The sequence below is a fragment of the Roseobacter sp. genome (genome assembly GCF_039970775.1).
Taxonomy (GTDB): Bacteria; Pseudomonadota; Alphaproteobacteria; order Rhodobacterales; family Rhodobacteraceae; genus Roseobacter.
On record NZ_JBDVLG010000063.1, the window covers coordinates 152,762 to 177,437 of the forward strand.

Below are 24,676 nucleotides of genomic sequence, written 5' to 3' on the forward strand. Positions count from 1 at the left end.
TCAACTGACAACTCGCAGCGTCAGGTTGATCCGCCCGCCTTTGGGCAGCAACGTGCTAGACCCAAACCGAATACGGTCCACACCGTGATGGGCAAGCCGGGCAGCGCCATCCATCACCACCACATCGCCAGATTGCACCCAAATCGACTGGGTTTTGCCGCCGCGCGCAACTCCCCCCATGCGAAACAGACCTTCATCACCAAGCGACACCGAAACAACGGGCCAATCAAAGCTCTTTTCATCTTTGTCTTGATGCAATCCCATGCGCGCGCCTTCCCCATAAAAGTTGATCAAACAACAATCAGGTTCGCGGTCATACCCGGTAAGTTCATTCCAGATGCGCAAAATGTCCTCGGGGATTTCAGGCCACGGCGTGCCATTCGGATGCATCGGATCATACCGATATCCCTGTTGGTCTGTGATCCACCCATATCGCCCGGCCGCCGTCATGCGGACGGACATTTTTTTGCCCCCCGGCGTGGTCAGCGCCATCAGCGGCGCTTTTGTGACCAGCCCGCGCACAACATCCAACAGCGATTTCTGCGCCGCCAAATCCAAATAAGATTTATGTACATCAAAGCCCGCAACCCTAAGATGCGCCATGCGCGCCCTGCCTTTCTGGAAAAATACCCTAAATTCACCACAAGAATTCGGATCGTGCGCGTTCCAAAAGGTTGCAGCGCCCCGAGCCCCTCCTTATATACGCTGCGAACCGCATGAAGCGACCCGCTTCATGTGTTATCCAGATCGGGACAACGGCGCCATAAAGGGTCGTTCGTTCCGCGTCATCGCCTTAATATAGAGGGATCTAAAAATGGCCAAAGTGATTGGTATCGACCTTGGAACCACGAACAGCTGTATTTCCATCATGGATGGCAGCCAACCCCGTGTAATTGAAAACTCCGAAGGCGCGCGGACGACCCCGTCTATCGTTGCTTTCACCGAAGACGAGCGCCTCGTGGGTCAGCCCGCGAAACGGCAAGCCGTCACCAACCCTGAAAACACCGTTTTTGGTGTCAAGCGTCTGATCGGTCGTCGCAATGACGATGCGGACCTGGCCAAAGACAAGAAAAACATGCCGTTCAATGTGATCGACGGCGGCAACGGCGACGCATGGGTCGAGGCGCGCGGCGAAAAGTATTCGCCCAGCCAGATTTCTGCGTTCATCTTGGGCAAGATGAAAGAAACCGCCGAGAGCTATTTGGGCGAAGACGTCACCCAAGCCGTGATCACCGTGCCTGCATATTTCAACGACGCCCAGCGTCAGGCGACCAAAGACGCCGGCAAGATCGCCGGTCTCGAAGTTTTGCGCATCATCAACGAGCCGACAGCGGCGGCGTTGGCCTACGGTTTGGACAAAGAACAAACGCAAACCATCGCGGTCTATGACCTTGGTGGCGGGACGTTCGATGTGACCATTCTGGAAATCGACGACGGTTTGTTTGAAGTTAAATCCACCAACGGGGATACGTTCCTGGGCGGTGAAGACTTTGACATGCGCATCGTGAACTACCTTGCGGATCAGTTCAAAAAAGAACACCAGGTTGATCTGACACAAGACAAAATGGCCCTGCAGCGTCTGAAAGAAGCCGCGGAAAAAGCCAAGATCGAACTGTCGAGCGCCAGCCAGACAGAAATTAACCAGCCGTTCATTTCGATGGGTGCCAACGGTCAGCCGCTGCACATGGTTATGAAACTGACGCGCTCCAAGCTGGAAAGCCTGGTCAACGATCTGATCAAAAACTCGATCAAGCCGTGCCAAGCAGCGTTGAAAGATGCAGGCCTGTCCCCATCCGATATCGACGAGGTTGTGTTGGTTGGTGGTATGACCCGCATGCCAAAAGTGGTCGAAGAAGTGACCAAGTTCTTTGGCAAAGAGCCGCACAAGGGCGTGAACCCAGACGAAGTGGTGGCCATGGGCGCCGCGATCCAAGCCGGTGTTTTGCAGGGCGACGTCAAAGACGTTGTGTTGTTGGACGTCACGCCATTGTCCTTGGGCATCGAAACATTGGGCGGCGTTTTCACCCGCTTGATCGATCGCAACACCACCATCCCAACGAAGAAGTCGCAGATCTTCTCGACCGCAGAAGACAACCAGAACGCTGTGACGATCCGGGTGTTCCAAGGTGAACGTGAGATGGCCGCGGACAACAAAATCCTCGGGGCGTTCAACCTCGAAAACATCCCGCCCGCGCCACGTGGTATGCCGCAGATCGAAGTGACCTTTGACATTGATGCCAACGGTATCGTGTCGGTTGGCGCGCTTGATAAAGGCACCATGAAAGAACAGAAGATCACCATTCAGGCTTCTGGCGGGTTGTCGGATGCGGACATCGACAAGATGGTCAAAGACGCCGAAGAAAACGCCGAGGCGGACAAAGAGCGCCGCGAGCTGATCGAGGCGACCAACCAGGCGGAAAGCCTCATCCATTCGACAGAAAAGTCGATGGAAGAGCATGCCGACAAGGTTGATCCGACCACCGTCGAAGCGATTGAGTTGGCGATTGCCGCGCTTAAGGACGAGTTGGAAACAGAGAACGCCGAGAAGATCAAATCGGGCATTCAGAACGTCACCGAAGCCGCGATGAAGTTGGGCGAGGCCATTTACAAGGCCGCGCAAGCGGATGGCGAAGACATGGCGGCCGCTGCTGACGAACCACAGGGCGGCGACGATGACATCGTCGATGCCGAGTTCGAAGATCTCGACGACGACAAGCGCGCGTAAGCGAAGCGTAACCGGGAACTATTGCATAGGCCGACCTCAGGGTCGGCCTGTCACGTTCCAGCGAGAGGACTTACCTCATGGCAAAACGCGACTATTATGAAGTGCTTGGCGTCGCCAAAAGCGCCTCTGCGGATGAGATCAAAAAGGGCTACCGAACCAAAGCCAAAGAGCTTCATCCCGACCGAAATGCAGACAACCCCGAGGCCGAATCACAGTTCAAAGAGGCCAACGAGGCCTACGAAGTCCTGAAAAGCGCCGACAAGAAAGCCGCCTATGACCGCTATGGTCATGCGGCATTCGAAGGTGGCATGGGTGGCGGTGGTGGCCGCCCCGGTGGTGGTCAGGGTGATTTCGGGTCGGCCTTTTCGGACGTGTTCGATGATTTGTTTGGCGACTTCATGGGTGGCCAACGCGGCGGTGGCGGCGGAGGGCGGCGCGCATCACGCGGGTCAGACCTACGCTATAACCTGCGCGTCACATTGGAAGACGCCTTTAGCGGCCTGCAAAAGACGATCAACGTTCCCACGTCTGTAAGCTGCGACAATTGCAACGGGTCCGGCGCAGAAGGCGGCGCAGAACCAACCACCTGCCCCACGTGTTCCGGCATGGGCAAGGTCCGGGCGCAACAGGGGTTCTTTACCGTTGAACGCACCTGCCCAACCTGTTCTGGCCTTGGGCAAATCATCAAAAATCCATGCCATGTCTGCAAAGGCGCGGGCCGGGTCGAAAAAGATCGCGCGCTAAGCGTTAATATCCCAGCCGGGGTAGAGACAGGCACGCGTATTCGTCTGTCAGGCGAAGGCGAGGCCGGCATGCGTGGCGGGCCAACCGGTGACCTGTATATTTTCATTGATGTAGCCGAACATCAGCTGTTCTCGCGTGAGGGTGGCAATCTGTTTTGTCGCGTGCCCGTATCCATGGCCAAAGCGGCGCTTGGGGGGTCGATCGAAGTGCCCACCATCGACGGCGGCCGTGGGCGTGTGCAAATCCCATCTGGCAGCCAGTCGGGACGTCAGATGCGGTTGCGTGGCAAGGGAATGCCGGCGCTACGTGGCGGCGGATCGGGCGATATGTTCATCGAACTGGCCGTCGAGACACCTGTGAACCTCACCGCACGGCAAAAAGAACTGCTGGCAGAGTTCGAAGACCTTTCGGAAAACAACAACCCCGAAACATCGAGCTTCTTTTCGTCGGTCAAGAGCTTTTGGGACAGTATGAAAGGGTAATACCCCCCTTTATACGGCCACCCCATCGGTTATTTCATTCCCCACCTCACCTGCGTAATTTCAGGTTGGGTGGGCTTTTTTCGATGTATATGGTGCTGTTTTGCGCCTTGGTTAACCAAACCGAAACCATGATTTCGCAAGGTTGACGCATGACACATGAGCCCAATACCTTTGCCGAAAGCACATTGCCGCTTCTTTTGGACGAAGCTGAGCCGGTACCGCTTCCGGCGGGGAAGGTGCCGTCCTACCTTCTGGACCACCGCAAACGGTTGCGCGCGCGCTTTATGCAGGGTGGTGCGGACCCGATGCCCGATTACGAATTACTGGAACTTGTGTTGTTCAGGGCGATCCCCCGGCGCGATGTCAAACCGTTGGCCCGGCGCCTGATGGATCGTTTCGGTGATTTCAACCGCGTCTTGACCGCACCCATTGAACGTTTGCGCAGTATTTCAGGTGTCGGTGATGCGGTTGTCACAGAATTGAAGTTGGTAGAGGCGTCGGCCCATCGCATGGCGCGGGCGCGCATCATCCAGCAGAATGTCGTCAGCAGCTGGGACGCGCTGCTGGATTATTGCCACACCACAATGGCCCACCGCGAGACAGAACAGTTTCGTGTGCTTTACCTTGACCGCAAAAACGTTGTCATCGCGGATGAGGAACAGGCAAAGGGCACCGTTGATCACGTGCCTGTCTACCCCCGAGAGGTCGCAAAGCGCGCGTTGGAATTGAACGCCAGCGCGCTTATTTTGGTGCACAACCACCCCTCGGGCGATCCGACACCATCGCAAGCCGATATTGCGATGACAGACCAGATTAACAACGCCTGTCAGGCGCTTGGCCTTGTTTTACACGACCACCTGATCATCGGAAAGTCGCAAGAGCTCAGCTTCCGTGGCGACGGCTATTTATAAGCCGGTTACCGGACCCAAACCTCGACACGCCGGTTGGTTTTACGACCCCAGCTGCTGTTGTCACACGCCATCGGCATGGCCTCTCCGAAACCATCAACAGCCAATGTGACGCGGTCAATATCGGCAGTTTCAGCCATTTCGATAACCGCACGGCGCACGGCCTCTGCGCGCTTCAACGCGATGCTTTTGTTTGTTGCAGCCGGGCCCTCGGCATCGCTGAACCCAACAAACACCACCTCGCGCGCGTCGTAGCGACCTTGTTCTAAGGCCCGCGCCAGTTGCTGTATGTTTGACCGCGACTGTGCATCCAGCCTGACAGAGCCCGGCTCAAACCGGAATGAAACCGTCAATCGTTTCATTGGGGATAAGGTCCGCACCATGCGCTGCAATTCACGCAAAGACACGCCCTGACCCGCTGCACCAATCGCGTTGGAAAACCGATTTCCTTGTGCGTCGATGGGCACTTCTTCCAACGCCTGATCGACAAAACCGGCCCGTCGGATAACAATCTGCGCCGCGGGCCCACGGGTATACGCCAGAAATTCGCGTGCTATTTTCGGCAAACGCCGTGCAGGCAGATACAAAAACATCGGCGCCGTTAATGGGTAATCTTCGGTTTTGACGGTCCGCCGTGTCGCGTGCAATGTCCGGCCGCAAGGACCTGTCAACGCCAATGGCTGCGCCCGACCTACTTCGGCAAAGCTGACCAACCCCAGGGCAAAGCTGTCTGCGGCGACCTGTTCAGACACCGAAATACCGCGCGTATGGCGCGTGATATCGCCAGACATGTCCAACCCCGTCGGGCGGATGATCATATCTTCAATCGCCTGAGCCAGCCCGGTTTGCCGTGCCGGTGCATGCAGCGCAATCGGCGCATCAGGCCCCCCAAGGTCAGACCAATTTGTGATCTGCCCCGCATAGACCCGCGCCAGATCCAGCGGCGATATGTCCCGCACCGGATTGCGCGGCGCGACGATCGGCACCAAGCCATCCAACGCAATGACACGGCTGCGTTTGCCGTCCGCAAGGTCGCCAAGGCCAGCGTCTTGTGCCAGCAGCTGTTCATCCGGGCGGATTTCACGCAAGGCCATCACGATATCGGCTTCATTGGCCAAAAGGTCTGCGAACCCTTCGTCGGTATTTGTCACCCGAAACGAAAAGATCGCGGCGTCTTTGTTGGTGTTTTCATCGACCAAACGATAGCTAAAATGCGTCTTATCAAGCGTCAGCCGCAGCGCGTTATACCCATTCCGCAGGGCAAAAGCCTCGACCAAAGCGGGCATCATCACCGCCCCCATCGTCGCCGACCCAGAAATATTCAATTCGGCCACATAGTCTTGCAGGTTCGGGCACGCAGGCCCGTCGCACAGCACACCTGACCCATCCAACGTCAGTTCGCCATACACCGTATCGATCCGGTAAAATTCGCCGTCAAACCCAAGCAACGTGCCCGTCAGCGCGATGTTGCCATCACGTGATGTCAGGGTCACATCCTGTGCCGCAATTGGCTGTGCGACCAGCGATAACATAAGTGCCGCGAAGACCGCCGCACGTCGCAGTTTCATGTGCAAGACGCCCCGCTATCGTCAAAATCTGACAGAATTCTCTGCTGTTACAGCAGATTATACAACCGCAGAATATCGACACCGGCACAAATCACCGCACTGGAGCCGTTATGTAAGGCGCCCGTGGCAATGTTTGAATTTCTTACCAGACCCGCAAGGGCAAAGGTCATTCCGACCCGGATTACCCCATGTCGTTGGGTCGTCTTCCACAAACCCCGGTGCGGCTTCGCCTGCTTCGGCCGCTACCGTCACGGCACCAGCCGCAGCCGCCATTTGGGTCGCTTGCTGCGCGCGGATCTGATCCAACATCTCGCGTTGTTCGTCTTCGGACAGCGGACGGATCTGCGACAGTTTTTGCGTCACGTCAGACCGCAGGCCATCCAGCATACTTTCAAACAACTGAAATGATTCGTTTTTATATTCGTTCAGCGGATCACGTTGCGCATACCCCCGGAACCCAACGACAGACCGCAGGTGTTCCAGCGTCAACAAATGTTCACGCCATTTGGCATCGATCACCTGCAACAACAGCTGTTTTTCGATGTTGCGCATGTTGTCAGAGCCAAATTGCGCCGCCTTATCCGCCATAAACGTATCGCTGGCCGCAACCAACCGGTCACGGATGGCTTCGTCATCTACACCTTCTTCTTCGACCCAACCCGCAACAGGCGCATCAATGCTAAGCTGCTCTTTGACGGCCGCATAAAGCCCATCTGAATCCCACTGATCGGCGTAGGTGTTGGGCGGCAGATACTGGTCGATCATGTCGTCTATGACCTGATGGCGCATATCGGTGGTGATCTCGTTAAGATCCGCCGCCTCCATGATATCGCGGCGCTGGGTAAAGACCACTTTGCGCTGCTCGTTCATCACATCGTCGAATTTCAACAACTGTTTCCGGATGTCAAAGTTGCGCCCTTCGACCTTGGCCTGCGCACGTTCCAGCGATTTGTTCACCCAAGGGTGCACAATTGCCTCGCCTTCTTTTAGGCCCAGTTTCGTCAGCACTTTTTCCAACCGCTCAGACCCGAAGATCCGCATCAGATCGTCTTCGAGGCTCAGATAAAACGACGACCGCCCTGGGTCACCTTGGCGGCCCGACCGGCCGCGCAGCTGGTTGTCGATGCGGCGACTTTCATGCCGTTCAGAGGCCAAAACATACAGACCACCGGCCTCTAGCACCTGCGCCTTTTCGTCGGCGTGCCGGGCTTCGACCTTGGCGCGGATCGCTTCTGGGTCGGCGTCCGGATCCGCGGCCAGCGCGTCCATCACCTGCATATCAACGTTGCCGCCCAACTGAATATCAGTACCGCGACCAGCCATGTTAGTGGCAATCGTCACCGCGCCCAGCTTACCAGCATCAGCCACGATCTGCGCTTCTTGCTCGTGTTGGCGGGCGTTCAAAACGCTGTGCTTGATGCCTGCATCGGTCAACATCTGGCTCAGCACTTCGGATTTTTCAATCGACGTGGTGCCGACCAACGCAGGCTGCCCTTTGGCGTTGCTCTTTTGGATCTGCTCCAGCATCGCGCTGTATTTTTCGCGTACGGTGCGGTACACCTGATCGTCGTCATCGACCCGCGCGATGGGTTTGTTGGTCGGTATTTCGACCACCCCCAACCCGTAGATTTCGGCAAATTCTTCGGCTTCGGTCAACGCCGTGCCGGTCATTCCTGCCAGTTTGCCATAGAGCCGGAAATAGTTCTGGAACGTGACAGAGGCCAACGTGACGTTTTCAGGTTTGATCCCTACATTTTCTTTGGCTTCGATCGCTTGGTGCAAGCCATCCGACAAACGGCGTCCCGACATCATCCGACCGGTGAATTCATCGATCAGCACAACCTCGTCGTCGCGCACGATGTAATCTTTGTCGCGTTGAAACAGCTTGTGTGCGCGCAGGCCTTGGTTGACGTGGTGTACGATTGTTGTGCTTTCGGGGTCGTAAAGCGTCTGATCGTCTTCGAGCAAGTCACGCGACCGCAGCAGGTTTTCAAGAAACTCGTTGCCGTCATCGGTGAACGTCACGTTGCGGGTTTTCTCGTCGAGATCAAAATGCGTGTCGTCAAGCTCGGGGATAACCGCGTCAATGACCTTGTACATATCCGACCGGTCCTGCGCGGGGCCCGAGATAATCAAAGGCGTCCGCGCCTCGTCGATCAAGATCGAATCCACCTCATCGACAATCGCGAAATTGTGATGTTTCTGGAAGATCTGATCCAGCTCAGATTTCATGTTATCGCGCAAATAATCGAACCCAAGCTCGTTGTTGGTGGCATAGGTGATGTCGCAGGCATAGGCGTCACGCTTGGCCTCTTCGGGCATATCCGCATGGGCAACGCCGGTGGTCAAACCAAGCGCGGCGAACACTTGCGCCATCCACGCCGCATCGCGTTTGGCGAGATATTCGTTTACCGTAACGATATGCACGCCCTTGCCGGTGAGTGCATTAAGATAGGCCGCAAAGGTCGCGGTCAGGGTCTTGCCCTCGCCGGTCTTTTGCTCAGCAATATTACCCTGATGCAGGAAAATCGCGCCTGTCAGCTGGGTGTCAAAGGCGCGCAAGCCCAAGGCCCGCCGGGCCGCTTCACGACAGTTAGCAAAGGCTTCGGGCAGCAGGCTATCCAGGCTTTCACCATCCAGCGCGCGCTGACGCAGCGCTTGTGTTTTGTCTTTGATCCCATCATCGCTCAGCGGCTCGAACTCGGGCTCCAGCGCATTGATTTTGTCAATGAGAGGCCGGATCGCTTTGACTTTGCGATCATTGGGTGTCCCAAAGACCTTTTTTGCGAGTGTACCGATGCCCAGCATGCGTTCTCCAGCCGATGTTCAAGTATTGGCGCTGATGTGCTTGCTCGTCTGCGACACAGCCCATAAATAGAAAGGGAACGCAACACTCTGGCCGCGCCCATAGGGCGATGTAAGGGTCACGCTAAACCGTGTCAATGTCGCGGACCCTCGCGGCGCAACCCTAGGACGAATCCATGCAGAAACACCTCAGAATTCTGGCGCCTGCAACGCTTTTGATCTGCCTTGCCACCGCATCCTTTGCGCAAGATCCGGCCGCCGCAGAAGAAACAACGGCAGAAACGGTTGTCGCCACGGTAAACGGGCAAGAAATCACGTTGGGGCACATGATCGCGGCCCGGGCCGGCCTGCCGCCCGAATATCAACAGCTGGATTCAGCGGCGCTTTATAATGGTATCCTTGAGCAATTGGTGCAGCAAAGCGCGCTGGCACAGACATTTGAGGGCGGTGCGCCCCTGCGTATCACCAAGGCGTTAGAAAACGAAGAACGGTCATTGATGGCCCGCGAAGCCATTGAGGCCATTCTAGAAACCGCCGTTTCCGAAGAGGCCCTGCAAGCCTTGTATGATCGCCAATTCGGCGACATCGACCCCGAAGAGGAATTCAACGCGTCCCATATTCTGGTCGAAACCCAAGAAGAAGCGCTGGCCGTCAAAGAAGGCATCGACGGGGGCGCGGATTTTGGTGCGACTGCGCGCGAGTTTTCGACCGGTCCGTCCGGGCCCAACGGTGGCCAACTTGGGTGGTTTGGCATCGGCATGATGGTCCCTGAATTCGAGACGGCCACAAAAGCATTAACGACCGGTGAGGTGTCTGCGCCCATCCAGACCCAATTTGGTTGGCATATCATCAAGCTGAACGAAAAGCGTCAGGCCAACATCCCAACGCTCGAAGATGTGCGCGAAGATTTAGCCGCGGAAATCAGACAGATGGCCGCGCAGGAGGCCATTGCTGCATCCACCGACGCCGCCGATGTTAAAATTCGCGCTGACGTAGAGATCGACCCCGCGATATTGCAACAAACCGAACTGTTGGACTAAACCACTATGGCTTCGATCACTGCGGTGTCACCTTTGGCGCCAGGTTCCTTTCCCGATCTACCTATTGTGGATGGTGTCGCGTTTTCGACTGTTGCGGCGGGGGTTCGGTACCAAGGCCGCGACGATGTGATGTTGGCGAAACTGATCCCCGGCACCACAATCGCCGGGGTCTTTACAACATCGGCCACACGGTCCGCCCCGGTTCTGGATTGTCAGGCAAAACTGGGGGTGACCCCCCAGGATGGCGCGGCGTTTTTGGTGAATTCCGGCAATTCCAACGCGTTCACTGGGCGCAATGGCGTGGACGCCGTGGACGCCATCGCGCACGCGACCGCCAAGGCCTGCGACATTCCCCAAGAACGGGTTTTCACCTCGTCTACCGGGGTCATCGGAGAGCCGCTGCCGTTCGAGAAAATCACCAGCCATCTGGATACGTTATCAGCGACCACAACCCCTGACGGCATCCAAGCCGCGGCGCAGGCCATCATGACAACCGACACCTTCGCCAAGGGCGCGGGCGTGACCGTACAGACCAAAGACGGGCCGGTCACCATCGCCGGGATCGCCAAAGGGTCAGGCATGATCGCACCCGATATGGCGACGATGCTTGTCTACATTTTCACCGACGCGGTGATCAGCCAACCGCAGCTGCAAGAATTGGTCGCGCGGCATAACGCCAAGACGTTCAACTGCATCACAGTCGACAGTGATACCTCTACGTCCGACACCCTGCTAATGGCGGCGACCGGCGCGTCAGGGATCGATGTCAGCGATGATGCTGCGTTCTCGCAAGCGGTGCACGACGTTATGCAAACGCTCGCGCATCTGGTGGTGCGCGATGGCGAAGGGGCCACAAAGTTCGTCGAGATCAACGTGACGGGTGCGGCATCCGACGCAGACGCCAAGATACATGCGTTATCGGTGGCCAATTCGCCGTTGGTCAAAACAGCGATAGCGGGCGAAGACCCCAACTGGGGTCGTGTCGTAATGGCCATTGGTAAATCCGGCGCCGCCGCCGACCGCGATCTGCTATCCATTCGGTTTGGCGACGTGTTGGTTGCGGAAAAAGGATGGGTCAGCGCGGGCTACGACGAAGCAAAAGCAGCCGCCCATATGAAAGGCCAGACGCTGTCTATTGGGGTCGATATCGGGCTAGGCAATGGGGCCGCGACCGTGTGGACCTGCGATTTGACCCACGGCTACATTGATATCAACGCCGATTATCGATCATGACCGACATGAAACTGGTTTTGGTGTCTGCGGTTGCCCTGATTGACGTCGACGGACGGGTCCTATTGGCGCAACGCCCCGAGGGCAAATCCATGGCCGGGTTGTGGGAATTTCCGGGTGGCAAAATTGAACCGGGTGAAACGCCCGAAGCGGCATTGGTGCGCGAACTGCAAGAAGAGCTGGGCATCAACACGTGGCAATCCTGTCTCGCGCCACTAACCTTTGCGAGCCACAGCTATGATAACTTTCATTTGTTGATGCCTCTGTTTGCCTGTCGAAAATGGGAAGGCACTCCAATTCCCAAGGAAAACCAACAACTTAAATGGGTAAAACCGGCGGCATTGAAAGATTACCCCATGCCAAAGGCAGACATCCCATTGATTTCGGTCTTGCGTGATTGGTTATAGGTATTATTACCTATAACGAGTTAGCCTGCGGTTTTTCGCCTATAGGTAGAGTAATCAAATTTATTTATGGTTTTTTAACCAGTTCTCGATAACCTAAAATTAGTCATGATCCTGGGGAGGAGACCGACAATGTTACGCACGATCACACTAGGCAGTGCTGTGTCTATTCAAGGACTTTACGTCAGGGCTCTGCCCGATGGGCGGATTGTCGTTAAGGTAGATGACACAAGCTATACGGGCGCACCCGTCACCAAGGTCGCCTAAGCAAGCACTTTTAAGTCACAAGGAAAAGGGGCCCGGCAGTTTTGCCGCGCCCCTTTTTTTGTCGCGTACGCTCAATATCAGCTGAGCGTACGTGTGATTTCTTCGCGTTCGAAAATCTCGATGACGTCATCGGCGCGGATATCATCGTAGTTCTCAAATGCCATACCGCATTCTTGACCCGACTGAACCTCGGCGACTTCGTCCTTGAACCGCTTGAGCGTTTTCAACGTGCCCTCGTGGATCACAACGTTATCCCGCAGCAACCGCACGCCCGCAGACCGGCGCGCGACGCCTTCGGTCACCAAACAACCGGCAACTTTGCCGACGCCTGTCACCTTGAACACCTCTTTGATGTTCGCGTAACCGATAAAGTTCTCGCGGATTTCTGCGCTGAGCAGGCCAGAGGCTGCGGCTTTCACGTCATCCACAAGGTCGTAGATCACCGAATAATACCGGATCTCCACGCTCTTTTGGTTGGCGGTGTTCCGTGCCGAGGCATTCGCCCGGACGTTAAAGCCCATGATCGGCGCGCCAGAGGCTTCGGCCAGACCCACGTCTGTTTCGGTGATCGCGCCAACGCCAGAATGCAAAACCCGCACCCGGACCTCATCGTTGCCGATTTTCTCCATCGCCTGAACGATCGCTTCGGCAGACCCTTGCACGTCCGCTTTGACCAAGATCGGCAGTTCCGACACGTTTTCATCCGCCTTGGCATTCGCCATCAACTGTTCCAGCGTCGTGGCCGCACCGGCCGCTGCGCGTTTGTCTTTCGCAGCATTCGCACGGTATTCCGCGATCTCGCGGGCCTGTGCTTCGGTTCCGGTCACGTTCAAAACATCGCCCGCTTCGGGTGTGCCGTTCAGACCCAGCACCTCAACAGGTACGGATGGCCCGGCTTCTTTCACGCGCTCGCCTTTGTCGTTGATCAGCGCACGAACCTTACCGTACTGCTCGCCGACAACAAAGATATCGCCTTGGCGCAACGTCCCGTTTTGAACCAGAACGGTCGCGACGGGGCCGCGGCCCACATCCAACTGCGCCTCGATCACCGCACCAACCGCAGCACGGTCAGAATTGGCTTTCAGTTCCAGAATTTCAGCCTGCAGCGCAATGGCTTCCAGCAGTTGGTCCAGACCTTGCCCAGTGATGGCAGAGACCTCAACGTCCTGAACTTCACCAGACATCTGCTCCACGATCACTTCGTGTTGCAGCAAATCGGTGCGCACTTTGGTTGGGTCGGCTCCCGGACGGTCAATCTTGTTGATCGCCACAATCATCGGAACCTTGGCCGCTTTGGCGTGGTTGATCGCTTCGATGGTCTGCGGCATCACCGCATCATCAGCGGCCACAACCAGCACGACAATATCCGTAACTTGCGCACCGCGCGACCGCATCGACGTAAACGCCGCGTGGCCCGGTGTATCCAAGAAACTCAGGACCTGCCCGCCGTCGGTTGTCACCTGATACGCACCGATGTGCTGGGTGATCCCGCCCGCTTCGCCAGACACGACCTTGGCATTCCGGATCGCATCCAAAAGCGACGTTTTACCGTGGTCGACGTGGCCCATGATGGTGATCACAGGTGGACGCGACGACAGATCTTTTTCGTCGTCTTCAACTTCTTTGATCACATCTTCGACGTCGGCGTCAGAAACGCGCACAACCTTGTGGCCAAATTCTTCGACGATCAATTCGGCGGTATCCGCATCGATGGTCTGGTTTTGCGTCACCATCATGCCGTTGTTCATCAACGCCTTAACGACTTCGCCCACCTTTTCAGACATCCGGTTCGCCAGCTCAGACACGACGATCGCCTCGGGCACCTGCACGTCGCGCATCACTTTTTCACGTTCGACCTGACCACCCATGGCTTTTTGACGAGCGCGCTCTTGCTTACGCTTCATCGCTGCCATGGACCGCTGACGGCCACCTTCGCCACCAGACAGCGCCTGGTTCAGCGTCAGCTTGCCGGAACGACGGTTGTCATCGCCGCCTTTGTTGCCACGACGGTTATTGTCACGGTCACGATCTTGCTGTTTGCGTGGGGCATTGTCGGGGGCCTTGGCACTCGCAGGGCGCGCAACAACAGGTTCCGCCGCAGGAGGCGCAGCCGCTGCTTTGGCAGCAGCTTCGGCTTCTTCTTTGCGGCGCGCGTCTTCCTGGGCCTTGGCCTTCAGGCTTTCTTCGCGCTCACGCTCGGCACGTTCTTTTTCTTCGATCTCGGCACGACGGCGCTCGCGGTCTTCGGCGCGCGCTTTTTCTTCGGCGGCGCGTTGCGCGGCCTCTTCGACTTCACGCGCCTTGGCGGCCTGAACCGCCTTTAGCCGACGTTCCATCTCTGCGTCGGAAATACCCGCAGGCCGCCGCGACGGATCACCCAAAGAGGATGACCCAGAGCCGCCTTTTCCGGCACCCGGCTTGGGCACCACAACACGCTTGCGCTTGGTCTCCACCACGACGTTTTTGGTCCGCCCATGGCTAAAGCTTTGCTTTACGTTGCCCGGACGCGCGCCACCGCCACGCAGACCCAATGTTTTTTTGCCGTCAGTATCGCTCATGAAGCTCGTCTATCCTTTCGAGTGGCCGATGCCACCCTCGTTTTCGCGCACGCCTTTAAGTCTGTTGGCTTCCTCTACAACACGTTGCGTGAGTCCACCAGAGGCGAGCGCCCCATGTATCACAGTTTGGCGTCCGAATGCCAAACCCAATTCATCTGCCGTCAGCCAGCCAATGTAATGACCGTAGTGCGGCGTGCTTAGTTTCGATTTGCCGCGCCCTGATCCATCAACCGCCTGAACCAGAACTTCGGCTTCTTCCATCTGAAGCCAGCTCTTAACTTTTTCGTACCCAGCGACCGCCTTGCCAGCCTTACGTTGCAAGGAAATCAGATCAACCACACGGCGCGCCAGTTGTTGTTCAACTTCATCCACCAGACCATCCGAAATGGTCACCGTTCGTTTGGCGCCACGCGCAAAAAGCCGCTTATCCACCGCTTTGGTCAATGCGGCGCGATCTGCTGCCACGTAAATCCCGCGCCCGGGCAGTTTGCCAAGGATATCCGGCACAATCTGCCCTTCAGGGCCCGCAACAAACCGGATGAGCCCATACTTAGGCTGCACCTCGCCCGTGGCAATGCACTTGCGTTCGGGACCGTCACCGCGGTCTTTCGGAGCGCCACCGCGTCCCATCAGGTAAGCCCGAGGCCTGCGATCAGGCCTCGGCCTCCTCGACGGTTGCGTCGTCTTGCTCGTCTTCGGCTTCTGGTTCCAAATCGGCCGGATCAACCCAACCCAGCATAATGCGTGCGGTCATAATCATATCCTGTGCATCTTCAAGCGAGACATCAAAGGGCTCTAGCACCCCATCATCCTTAACACGCTCACCGTTGGCAGTGGTCCAGCCACCCGCCAATTCCCAATCCGCGCAGGTTGCGAAATCTTCGAGCGTTTTAACATCGTCCTTGGCCAGCGCTTCGATCATTTGAGGGGTCAGACCTTCAAATTCGACCAAGCTATCCTCGACACCCAAGCTACGGGCACTTTCAAGGGCTGCTTTATTCTGCGCCTCAATCACGTCACGGGCACGGGCCTGCAGCTCACCTGCGGTGCCTTCGTCCACACCATCAATGACCAACAGCTCGTCAAGTTCGACGTAGGCGACTTCTTCAAGGTTCGAGAACCCTTCCGACACCAGCAGCTGCGCAAAGAACTCATCGAGGTCCAAATTATCCACGAACAACTTGGTGCGCAGTTCAAATTCGGCCTGACGGCGCGCGCTTTCTTGCTCTTCGGTCATGATGTCGATGTCCAGCGCAGTCAGCTGGCTGGCCAAACGGACGTTCTGACCACGGCGACCAATCGCCAAGCTCAGCTGCTCTTCGGGCACCACAACTTCGATCTTGCCGGCTTCTTCATCCAAAACAACCTTGCTGACCTCTGCAGGTTGCAACGCGTTCACCAAGAACGTCGGCTGATCTTCGTTCCACGGGATGATGTCGATTTTTTCGCCCTGCAGTTCGTTCACAACGGCCTGAACACGGCTACCACGCATACCAACGCAGGCACCCACGGGGTCAATCGACCCGTCATAAGAGATCACCGCAATCTTGGCGCGGCTACCGGGGTCGCGGGCTACGGCTTTGATCTCGATGATGCCGTCATAAATTTCGGGCACTTCCATCTTGAACAGTTCGGCCATGAATTCTGGCGCTGTACGGCTCAGGAAAATCTGCGGGCCGCGTTGCTCGCGACGCACGTCTTTGATGTACACACGAATACGGTCATTGGGGCGGTAGCTTTCGCGGCCGATCTTTTCATTGCGGCGCAAAATCGCTTCGCCCGCGCCCACGTCAACAATGACGTTGCCGTATTCTTCGCGCTTGACCAACCCGTTGATGATCGTGCCTGCGCGGTCTTTGAATTCCTCGTACTGACGGTCGCGTTCGGCTTCGCGCACCTTTTGCAAGATCACCTGCTTGGCGGATTGCGCGGCGATGCGGCCCATTTCAACCGGGGGGACTTCTTCGATGAATTCCTGCCCAACCTCGGGGTTGGCCATGTACTGCTTGGCTTGCTCGACGGTGAATTCAGCCTGATAGTTTTCAAGCTCTTCTTCGTCGACAACCGTCCGCACACGGGTGAACGTCGCCTTGCCGGTTTTGCGGTCAATCGACACGCGGATGTCCATTTCTGCGCCGTAACGAGATTTGGCCGCCCGCGCGAGCGATTCTTCCATCGCGTCGACCACCAAACCCGGGTCGATCATCTTTTCGCGCGCAACCGCCTCGGCGGTCTGCAGCAGCTCAAGCTGGTTTGCGGATGTGATTGCCATCTAGATTTCTCCCTCAGCAGAAACATCCGTATCAGTCTCGTCGGATATTTCGTCAAATTTCGTCTCGTCAATCGCGCCTGCGGCTTTGCGTTGACGTAGCATTTCCTTGATCAGATCGTCGGTCAGCACCAGCTTGGCATCGCTCAGCCAATCAAATTTCAAACCAATCGTGCCCTCAGTCACGTTGAGCAAAATTTCATCGCCTTCAACACCGGCCAATTCGCCCTTAAAGCGACGGCGACCGTCGATCATATCGCCTGTTTCGATCTTGACCTCGTAGCCTTCAAACATCTCGAAGTCTTTGATCCGCGTCAATGGACGGTCGATACCGGGGCTCGACACTTCTAGTGTGTATTCATCCAAGATCGGGTCTTCGACATCCAAAATGGCGCTGACGGCTTGGCTGATCTGGGCGCAATCGTCGACCTCGATACCACCATCAGGCTTGTCGGCCATGATCTGTAGAATCGTCGATTTGCCAGACATCAGGCGCACGCGCACCAGTTCAAACCCCAAGTCCTCGATCACCGGGGTGATGATCTCGGCCATGCGGCGGTCAATGGCAGCTTTTGCAATCAGATCGTTTGTCATCGGACTTTCAGGCATAAAAAAACGGGCGCGCGGCCCGTAACAAGTATCGGTGGAGCGTTTGGTTTGGACCCGAACGCACCGCTGTTGAAGTCGATATACGCTCAGCGCGGCGAGTCTGCAACCCCTGATCGCGTCAGCCCATCCACCAACGCTCGGCTGCGCGGAAATTATCCAATGGTGCGCGGGTACCCACAGCCAACGGCATGCGCAGCTTCTCATGCGCGGCAGTGCTGGCATGGCGCGCATCGGGCAGCAATGCGAACCCTGCCAACCCCTGCGACAAATCCGTGCCTGACACGTCCGCCACATCAACAAACCCGTCCTGCAAGGCCTCGATCCGCACCAGATCCGACGGGATAGACACCAATTCCACCGTATCAAACCACCCGGCCGTGCCGTCTTTGTAGTGCCGGTCAACCCGCTGGCCAATCACCTGCCGGCCGGGCAAAAACCGGTGCAGGCGGTATACCCCGGTGCCGATGCCATCCCGCATCGCCTGTTCGACATCATCAGCAGGATAGATCACCAGCCGCGCATCGGACAGACGGTAAGGAAAATCGGAATCCGGTAATTTTAGATGTATGCGCAATTGGGTATCATTGATGGTCTCGATCCTGTCGAGATCCGTCAGCAGCCCCGCGCGATGCATTTCAAGTGACGCCGCGACATCGCGCGCCGTAAAATGCGCCCCATTGTGGAACTGCACAGCGCGGCGCAGGTCAAATGTCCAGCTTCGGGCATCGGCGCTGCCCTGCCACGCCGTCGCAAGCTCACCACGCAACGTGCCGTCGGCTGCAACCTCGGTCAGGGTATCAAACACCAACCCAGCCATCGCGACCTGCATGAACACGCCCATCTTCAGCCGCGAATCGAACTGGTCTGTGCGGGCAGCGCCCGACAATGCCATGCGCAAACGACCACCCCGCACCGGCGATGGCCCCGCCGACACACCGGTGGCCGCCAGCAACGCCGCCGCCGCACCCGACGCAAAAAGCGCGCGTCGTTCGATATGTCGGGACGCGCGGCTCACTTGCCTGCGATCCTATCCATGGTGCGCACCAATTCTGCGCTGATGCCCGGCTCTGACAACGCGTGCCCCGCATGGCGCACCATCTTCAAATCGCAATTGTCCCAGCTTTGCGCCAAGGCATATGCACTGTCGGGGGGGCAAATCATATCGTACCGGCCCTGTACGATCACGCCAGGGATATGCGCAATACGCCCGACATGTGCCAAAATCTGGCCGTCAAATTCCAGAAAACCTGCGTTGATGAAATAATGGTTTTCCAACCGGGCAAAGGCGCGTGCATAGTCGCCAGGGCTGTCGCCCATGGACCCGGTGGATTGGATCGACGCCAGCGCATTTTCCCAGGCAGACCATGCTTTGGCAAACCGGGTTTCAATACTGATATCGCCCGAAAACAGCCGCCGATGGTAGGCTTGGATCAGGTCGCCGCGTTCGTCTTCGGGTACCAGCGCCACAAACCGCGCCCAAACCTCGGGCCAGAATTTACCGGCTCCACCACCGTAGAACCAATCCAATTCGGTGCGGGTCATCAAAAATACACCGCGTAAGACGATATGACGCACGTGGTCGGGATGCGCCTGCGCATAGACCAACGCTAGCGTCGCACCCCAGCTGCCGCCAAAGACGATCCATTGATCAACGCCCAGTTCGCGGCGGATCAGTTCGATGTCATCAACCAAATGCCACGTGGTGTTGTGCGTCACGCTGGCATGAGGCCGCGACCGTCCGCAACCGCGTTGATCAAACAGAATCACGCGGTACACGTCTGGGTCAAAATACCGCCGCATCGCAGAGCTGCACCCACCGCCCGGACCGCCGTGCAGCACCACAACAGGGATGCCCTGCGGATTGCCGCATTGCTCTACGTACACCTTGTGGCCTTGGCCAACATCAAGCATCCGTTGATCAAACGGATCAACCGGCGGATACAGATATTGGACTGCGCGCTTTTGGTCCGGGTATTTGTCCATTACAGGCCTATATAATACGAAACTGCACTTGATCATATGGAGACCAGAATGCAAGCGCCCCAAACCACAGTTGACCCATCTGAAATCGCAAAATTTGAGGCGATGGCGGCCGATTGGTGGGATGAAAACGGTAAATTCAAACCGTTACACATGCTGAACCCGTGCCGGTTGGATTATATCACTTCCCAGATTGCTGCTGAATTTGACCGCGATCTGACGGCGCCAGAGCCGTTCAAGGGACTGCGGATTCTCGATATTGGGTGCGGCGGCGGGCTGTTGGCCGAACCGATGGCGCGGTTGGGGGCCGATGTCGTTGGTGCCGATGCCGCCGAGCGGAACATCCCCGTGGCGCAAATTCATGCCGAACAATCCGGGCTAAAGATCGACTACCGCCACACCACCGCCGAAGACATGGCCGACGCGGGCGAACAATTCGATGCGGTGCTCAATATGGAGGTCGTTGAACATGTTGCGTCCCCCATCGATTATCTGGTGGCCTGTCGCATGCTGTTGAAACCCGGCGGGCTGCATATTTGTTCGACGTTGAACCGCAATCCAAAATCCTACGTTGTGGCGATCATTGGCGCCGAACACGTCATGCGCTGGCTGCCCAAAGGCACCCACGACTGGACGAAATTCATCACACCGGATGAACTATATGATTTGCTGCAAAATGCGGGCCTTGATCCGGTGGATCGCAAGGGGTTTGTGTTTAACCCGGTTGCGTGGTCTTGGCGGCTGTCGGATCGGGATCTAAGCGTGAACTACGTGACCGCCAGCGTAAAGCGGGCCTAAACTTCGCTGCCCAATTGGCGACGCATCTCGCGCAAGATCGGCAGGGCCTCGCGGACTTTGGTGTCGCCCAATTTTTCAACCACCTGGTTGATAAGCGGGGTCAACGCGCCCACCGCATGGTCGCGCGCCTGCCGGCCTGCAGGGCTAATCGCGATCATCTTGCGCCGCGCGTCGTCCCAATCGGGGCGGATATGCACGTACCCCGCCCATTCCAATTTGCTCAGCGTGTTGGTCATAGCGCCGCGCGTGACGTGAAATGTTTCAGCCAACTGCGCGGGCGTTCGTTCAACCTGCGCGCCTGCAAGGTGGTTCAGCACCGAAAAATGAGAGATCTCCATACCCTTAGGCAACACCTTGCTCAGCCGGGCGCGCACCATCTGGTCCGCGGCCAATACCTCACTAAAAAGTGCAATCGCCAAAGAGTTTCGGTCGTCGTTCATTAAGGTCCATCGAATGGTCGTGCGTTTTCAAGACTGGGGACACGGCCCCGCGCCTTTGACACTTCTCCCATATCGAGGTCTGTCATGTAAACGCCCGGCGCGACACCTGCGTCCATTTGGATCTCTCCCCAAGGGGCGACAACCAAGGAATGGCCATAGGTTCGGCGGGTCTTGTGGTGGGCACTTGCGTGTTCGCCGGTTTGGGCAGGCGCCAGTACAAAACACCCTGTTTCAATGGCGCGTGCGCGCAATAACGCGTGCCAATGTGCAGCACCAGTGACCGGCGAAAACGCCGCCGGAACCGTCAAAATTTGCGCCCCGGCATTGGCCAAGGCCGCGTGCAATTTCGGAAACCGCAAATCGTAGCAGATCGTCAAACCGATCGGTGCAAAAGGCGCCGTAGCCACAACAGCCTGCGCGCCCGGACGGTATCCTTCTGATTCGCGCCAGGTTTCTTCGGGGCTGACATCCACGTCGAACATGTGGATTTTATCGTAGCGCGCAACAATCGTGCCATCCGGCCCAATCAGGAAACACCGGTTGGCAAACCGCCCGTCCGCGTCGGCGGTTTTTAACGCCAACGATCCGATCAACAGCCAGATACCGTGCATCTTTGCCTCGCCGCGCAAAGCGGCAAGGGTGATGTCGTCGTCTTCGTGCTGCAAAACGCTGTTTTGATGGACCCGGCTGGTCGAAATGCAATTCGTGACCTCGGGGGTCAGAATAAATTCCGCCCCCGCTTCGGCGGCCTCGCGCACGTAGGCCAAGGTCACCGCAAGATTGGCCGCCGGGTCATCCGACACGTTCAATTGCAGCAGCGCGGTTTTCATCAAGCCGCGAGCAATGCGTCGAGTTTACCTGCGCGTTCCAGTGCGTACAGATCATCACACCCGCCAACATGGATATCGCCCACGAAGATCTGCGGCACTGTGCGCCCGCCATTGGCACGTTTGATCATCTCGGGCTTGCGGTCTGGGTTGCTCAGAACGTTTACCTCAGAAAAGGAAACGCCCTTTTGGTCTAGCAGACGTTTGGCCGCATGACAGAAACCGCACAGAGGCGAGGTATAAATATCGACAGTTTGCATCTTCGTTCCTTGCTGTGTCTTGTATCACGAAGGTATCTAAGCATCCTTGACCGCCCGCGCTAGTGTTACGACGTAAACAGGGCCTGATCCCGCAGCAAGACAGGCATCCGCGGCCACTGCAAGGGTCGCACCAGACGTCAGGACGTCATCCACCAACAAAACCGGACGGGACACCAATCGGTGCCGCCGTCGCGGGTGGATCGCAATGGCCCCCTTGACCGATGAAAACCGAACCTCGCGGGTCATTCCCTCCAACGGGGCGGTTCTGGTGGGGCGTTGCAACAGATCCGGGCACACCGGCAGCCCCGTATGTTTCGCCAATGCCTGCGCCAACAACGCCGATTGATTATACCGACGTTTGACCATGCGGGTCCAATGCAGAGGTACGGGTGCTACAATCATGTTTTCTTTTGGAAAATCGGCAATAGCTTGGGCCATCCATTGCCCTGCGGGTTTTGCGATCTCTTGACGGTCGCCGTGTTTCAGCGCCAACACCAAATTGCGGCCATTCCCCTTATACACCAACGCAGATCGCCCGCGGGTCCAGGGGCGCGGCGTGCGCATGCAGTCATCGCAGGTCAAATTTTCGCCCTCATCCTGACCGGGCAATGGCGTGCCGCAACAATCGCACACAGCACCACCAATAAACAACGTATCACGCCAACATGTGCCGCACAGGCCAAAGTCGCTCATGACTTTTCCACCGCACCCCAGACAGCGCGGCGGATAAATTGCTGAAACTGCCGTTTGAAAATTCAACGCCACCGTCCTATTTCCCCCATATGAATGACCCAAGAATATTAACTGATGTCACCGCCCTGCAGCAGCACCGTGCGCAGGCCAAAACGTTCTTTTTGCAAGAGGCGGCAGCCGACGAGGTCCAAGATCGCCTCTCCATGGTTAACAGGGCGTTTAATTCGTCGGCGGTCGTGACGCCTTTTCCAAATCTTTGGACGCCCCGAATGCCCAGCGCTGAAATATGCGCCGATGGCGATGTTTTGCCCCTGCAAAAGGGCCAGCACGACCTTGTTATACACGCGATGGGGCTGCATTGGGCCAACGACCCAGTGGGACAAATTATCCAATGTCGCAGGGCGCTAAAACCCGATGGCATGTTGATCATGGCGACGCTGGGCGGGCAAACCTTGCAAGAACTGCGCGCCTGTTTGGGTCAGGCAGAGGCCGCGATCACCGGCGGCATGTCGCCCCGCGTCGCCCCAATGGGAGAGATTCGCGATTTGGGCGCATTGCTGCAACGGGCGGGGCTGGCCTTGCCTGTGGCAGACAGCCTGAACCTAACCGCGGAATACCGTGATGCTTGGCACCTGATGCACGATCTGCGTGCCTTGGGCGAAAACAACGCGCTGGCCGCCCGGCAGCGTCATCCCACCAAACGGCAAATTTTCGAAGAAACCGCCCGGCTTTATTCTGACCATTACGCCACCGCCGAAGGCCGTATCTCTGCGACATTCGAACTGGTGTTCCTGACCGGCTGGGCACCCGACGACAGCCAACAAAAACCCTTACGGCCCGGCTCTGCCAAACACCGCCTTGCAGATGCATTGGCCGTACCAGAAACCCCGCTGCGCGATTGACCCGCGCGTAAAACCGTCTATCTCAGGCACAACTTTGCTTCACAAGGACACCCAAGATGCTGGACAGCAGCGACTCTGCGCCCCTGGCCGTTCGCCCACCGCACGCCAAAGACGATCATCCCGCGATCACCAAGCCCAAGGTGGGGATCCTGCTTGCCAATCTCGGCACGCCGGACAACTACGACTATTGGTCGATGCGGCGCTATCTGAACGAGTTTCTATCAGACCGCCGGGTGATCGATTACAGCCCGTGGATCTGGCAGCCGCTGTTGCAGTTGATCATCCTCAGCAAGCGCCCGTTTTCCAGCGGGGCCGCGTATAAGTCGATCTGGAACGAAGAGGCCAACGAAAGCCCCTTGATGACCATCACCAAGGCGCAAACCATCAAGATCAAAGCCGAGATGCAGCAGCGTCACGGGGATGACGTGATGGTCGATTATTGCATGCGGTATGGCAACCCATCCACCCGCTCCAAAGTGGCCGAAATGACCGCCGCCGGATGCCGTAAGATCCTGTTTTTCCCACTGTATCCGCAATACGCTGGAGCAACATCCGCCACCGCCAATGATGAATTTTTCCGGGCGTTGACCTATGAAAAATGGCAACCAACGACCCGCACCGTTGATCCGTATTTTGACCGTACCGATTACATCGACGCCTTGGCGCAATCAATCGAACGCGCCTACGGGATGATGGACAAAAAGCCCGATATTTTGGTCTGTTCCTATCACGGTGTGCCCATTCGCTACCTGATGGAGGGCGATCCGTATCATTGCCAATGTCAGAAAACGACGCGGCTGTTGAAGGAACGTCTGGGTTGGGAAGACACCGAAATCACGACGACGTTCCAGTCTAAGTTCGGCCCTGAAGAATGGCTACAGCCCTATACCGTCGAAGAGGTCGCGCGGTTGGCCGAGGCTGGCAAAAAGAACATCGCGGTCTGTGCACCTGCGTTTTCGGCCGATTGCATCGAGACGCTCGAAGAGATCAACGAAGAGATCAAGGAGAGCTTTGAAGAGGCCGGCGGCCAGCATTTTACCTATATCCCGTGTCTCAATGATGATGATGCCCACATTACAGCGCTCTCAAATATTATCGATGAGAATATTGTTGGTTGGACAGGCTAATCCTTGATGAAACGAAAAAAGGCGGCGCACTGGGCACCGC

Annotated in this window: 23 protein-coding genes; 10 read left to right on the forward strand and 13 right to left on the reverse strand. The window is 57.1% G+C overall.

Features of this window, described 5'->3' with window-relative positions; translation table 11 throughout:
* Entirely contained in the window at nt 1–603 is a 603-nt protein-coding gene (locus ABJH13_RS17080) for an alpha-ketoglutarate-dependent dioxygenase AlkB (protein WP_348407419.1), read from the reverse strand.
* A 211-nt stretch (nt 604–814) separates the two neighbouring features.
* On the opposite strand from ABJH13_RS17080, the gene dnaK reads away from it, so the two are divergent.
* From dnaK to radC, 3 genes are all read left to right on the forward strand, one after another.
* A complete protein-coding gene (gene dnaK, locus ABJH13_RS17085) occupies nt 815–2,725 on the forward strand; it encodes a molecular chaperone DnaK (protein WP_348407420.1) in 1,911 nt (636 codons plus the stop codon).
* A gap of 77 nt (nt 2,726–2,802) precedes the next feature.
* Nucleotides 2,803–3,951, forward strand: a complete 1,149-nt coding sequence (gene dnaJ, locus ABJH13_RS17090; protein WP_348407421.1) for a molecular chaperone DnaJ — start codon at nt 2,803–2,805, stop codon at nt 3,949–3,951.
* A gap of 149 nt (nt 3,952–4,100) precedes the next feature.
* The gene (radC, locus tag ABJH13_RS17095; RefSeq protein WP_348407422.1) at nt 4,101–4,862 is read left to right on the forward strand and encodes a DNA repair protein RadC; all 762 of its coding nucleotides are present in this window, start codon (nt 4,101–4,103) and stop codon (nt 4,860–4,862) included.
* A 5-nt stretch (nt 4,863–4,867) separates the two neighbouring features.
* Here radC and ABJH13_RS17100 read toward each other — a convergent pair whose 3' ends face one another.
* Together ABJH13_RS17100 and secA are read right to left on the reverse strand one after the other, a co-directional pair.
* A complete protein-coding gene (locus ABJH13_RS17100; protein ID WP_348407423.1) occupies nt 4,868–6,427 on the reverse strand; it encodes a phosphate ABC transporter substrate-binding/OmpA family protein in 1,560 nt (519 codons plus the stop codon).
* 108 nt (nt 6,428–6,535) lie between these two features.
* On the reverse strand, nt 6,536–9,235 hold the full coding sequence (secA, locus tag ABJH13_RS17105) for a preprotein translocase subunit SecA (protein WP_348407424.1): 2,700 nt from the start codon (nt 9,233–9,235) through the stop codon (nt 6,536–6,538).
* A 173-nt stretch (nt 9,236–9,408) separates the two neighbouring features.
* Between secA and ABJH13_RS17110 the strand changes: the two genes are divergently transcribed.
* From ABJH13_RS17110 to ABJH13_RS17125, 4 genes are all read left to right on the forward strand, one after another.
* A complete protein-coding gene (locus tag ABJH13_RS17110; protein ID WP_348407425.1) occupies nt 9,409–10,272 on the forward strand; it encodes a peptidylprolyl isomerase in 864 nt (287 codons plus the stop codon).
* Nucleotides 10,273–10,278: 6 nt separating this feature from the next.
* Nucleotides 10,279–11,505 carry a bifunctional glutamate N-acetyltransferase/amino-acid acetyltransferase ArgJ gene (gene argJ, locus ABJH13_RS17115; RefSeq protein ID WP_348407426.1) on the forward strand — a complete coding sequence of 409 codons (1,227 nt, stop codon included), beginning with the start codon at nt 10,279–10,281 and terminating at the stop codon, nt 11,503–11,505.
* A gap of 5 nt (nt 11,506–11,510) precedes the next feature.
* On the forward strand, nt 11,511–11,909 hold the full coding sequence (gene mutT, locus ABJH13_RS17120; RefSeq protein ID WP_348407528.1) for an 8-oxo-dGTP diphosphatase MutT: 399 nt from the start codon (nt 11,511–11,513) through the stop codon (nt 11,907–11,909).
* 129 nt (nt 11,910–12,038) lie between these two features.
* A complete protein-coding gene (locus ABJH13_RS17125) occupies nt 12,039–12,173 on the forward strand; it encodes a hypothetical protein (RefSeq protein ID WP_348407427.1) in 135 nt (44 codons plus the stop codon).
* Between the two features lie 77 nt (nt 12,174–12,250).
* Here ABJH13_RS17125 and infB read toward each other — a convergent pair whose 3' ends face one another.
* The 6 genes from infB to pip form a co-directional block, all read right to left on the reverse strand.
* Nucleotides 12,251–14,731, reverse strand: coding sequence for a translation initiation factor IF-2 (infB, locus tag ABJH13_RS17130; protein ID WP_348407428.1), 2,481 nt, complete (start codon nt 14,729–14,731; stop codon nt 12,251–12,253).
* 9 nt (nt 14,732–14,740) lie between these two features.
* A complete protein-coding gene (locus tag ABJH13_RS17135) occupies nt 14,741–15,361 on the reverse strand; it encodes an RNA-binding protein (RefSeq protein ID WP_348407429.1) in 621 nt (206 codons plus the stop codon).
* Nucleotides 15,362–15,383: 22 nt separating this feature from the next.
* Nucleotides 15,384–17,003 (reverse strand): transcription termination factor NusA, encoded by a 1,620-nt coding sequence (gene nusA / locus ABJH13_RS17140; RefSeq protein WP_348407430.1) that lies wholly within the window; start codon nt 17,001–17,003, stop codon nt 15,384–15,386.
* Entirely contained in the window at nt 17,004–17,594 is a 591-nt protein-coding gene (rimP, locus tag ABJH13_RS17145) for a ribosome maturation factor RimP (RefSeq protein WP_348407431.1), read from the reverse strand.
* A gap of 133 nt (nt 17,595–17,727) precedes the next feature.
* The gene (locus tag ABJH13_RS17150) at nt 17,728–18,624 is read right to left on the reverse strand and encodes an ABC transporter substrate-binding protein (RefSeq protein WP_348407432.1); all 897 of its coding nucleotides are present in this window, start codon (nt 18,622–18,624) and stop codon (nt 17,728–17,730) included.
* Entirely contained in the window at nt 18,621–19,592 is a 972-nt protein-coding gene (gene pip / locus ABJH13_RS17155; RefSeq protein WP_348407433.1) for a prolyl aminopeptidase, read from the reverse strand. The genes ABJH13_RS17150 and pip overlap by 4 nt, the downstream gene beginning before the upstream one ends.
* Before the next feature lie 48 nt (nt 19,593–19,640).
* Between pip and ubiG the strand changes: the two genes are divergently transcribed.
* Nucleotides 19,641–20,387: a bifunctional 2-polyprenyl-6-hydroxyphenol methylase/3-demethylubiquinol 3-O-methyltransferase UbiG gene (gene ubiG / locus ABJH13_RS17160; protein WP_348407434.1), complete on the forward strand. Its 747-nt coding sequence runs from the start codon at nt 19,641–19,643 to the stop codon at nt 20,385–20,387.
* Here the strand turns inward: ubiG and ABJH13_RS17165 are convergent.
* The 4 genes from ABJH13_RS17165 to ABJH13_RS17180 are packed head-to-tail and all read right to left on the reverse strand — an operon-like array spanning nt 20,384 to nt 22,607.
* Entirely contained in the window at nt 20,384–20,827 is a 444-nt protein-coding gene (locus ABJH13_RS17165; RefSeq protein WP_348407435.1) for a MarR family winged helix-turn-helix transcriptional regulator, read from the reverse strand. The genes ubiG and ABJH13_RS17165 overlap by 4 nt on opposite strands.
* Nucleotides 20,827–21,657, reverse strand: coding sequence for a carbon-nitrogen hydrolase family protein (locus ABJH13_RS17170; protein WP_348407436.1), 831 nt, complete (start codon nt 21,655–21,657; stop codon nt 20,827–20,829). The genes ABJH13_RS17165 and ABJH13_RS17170 overlap by 1 nt, the downstream gene beginning before the upstream one ends.
* On the reverse strand, nt 21,657–21,914 hold the full coding sequence (grxC, locus tag ABJH13_RS17175; protein ID WP_348407437.1) for a glutaredoxin 3: 258 nt from the start codon (nt 21,912–21,914) through the stop codon (nt 21,657–21,659). Before grxC ends, ABJH13_RS17170 begins: the two co-directional genes overlap by 1 nt.
* A 36-nt stretch (nt 21,915–21,950) precedes the next feature.
* The gene (locus tag ABJH13_RS17180) at nt 21,951–22,607 is read right to left on the reverse strand and encodes a ComF family protein (RefSeq protein WP_348407438.1); all 657 of its coding nucleotides are present in this window, start codon (nt 22,605–22,607) and stop codon (nt 21,951–21,953) included.
* 269 nt (nt 22,608–22,876) lie between these two features.
* Here ABJH13_RS17180 and ABJH13_RS17185 point away from each other — a divergent pair, with 269 nt between their 5' ends.
* Nucleotides 22,877–23,509 carry a methyltransferase domain-containing protein gene (locus ABJH13_RS17185; protein ID WP_348407439.1) on the forward strand — a complete coding sequence of 211 codons (633 nt, stop codon included), beginning with the start codon at nt 22,877–22,879 and terminating at the stop codon, nt 23,507–23,509.
* Between the two features lie 56 nt (nt 23,510–23,565).
* A complete protein-coding gene (gene hemH, locus ABJH13_RS17190; RefSeq protein ID WP_348407440.1) occupies nt 23,566–24,636 on the forward strand; it encodes a ferrochelatase in 1,071 nt (356 codons plus the stop codon).
* The last annotated feature ends 40 nt before the right edge of the window (nt 24,637–24,676 follow it).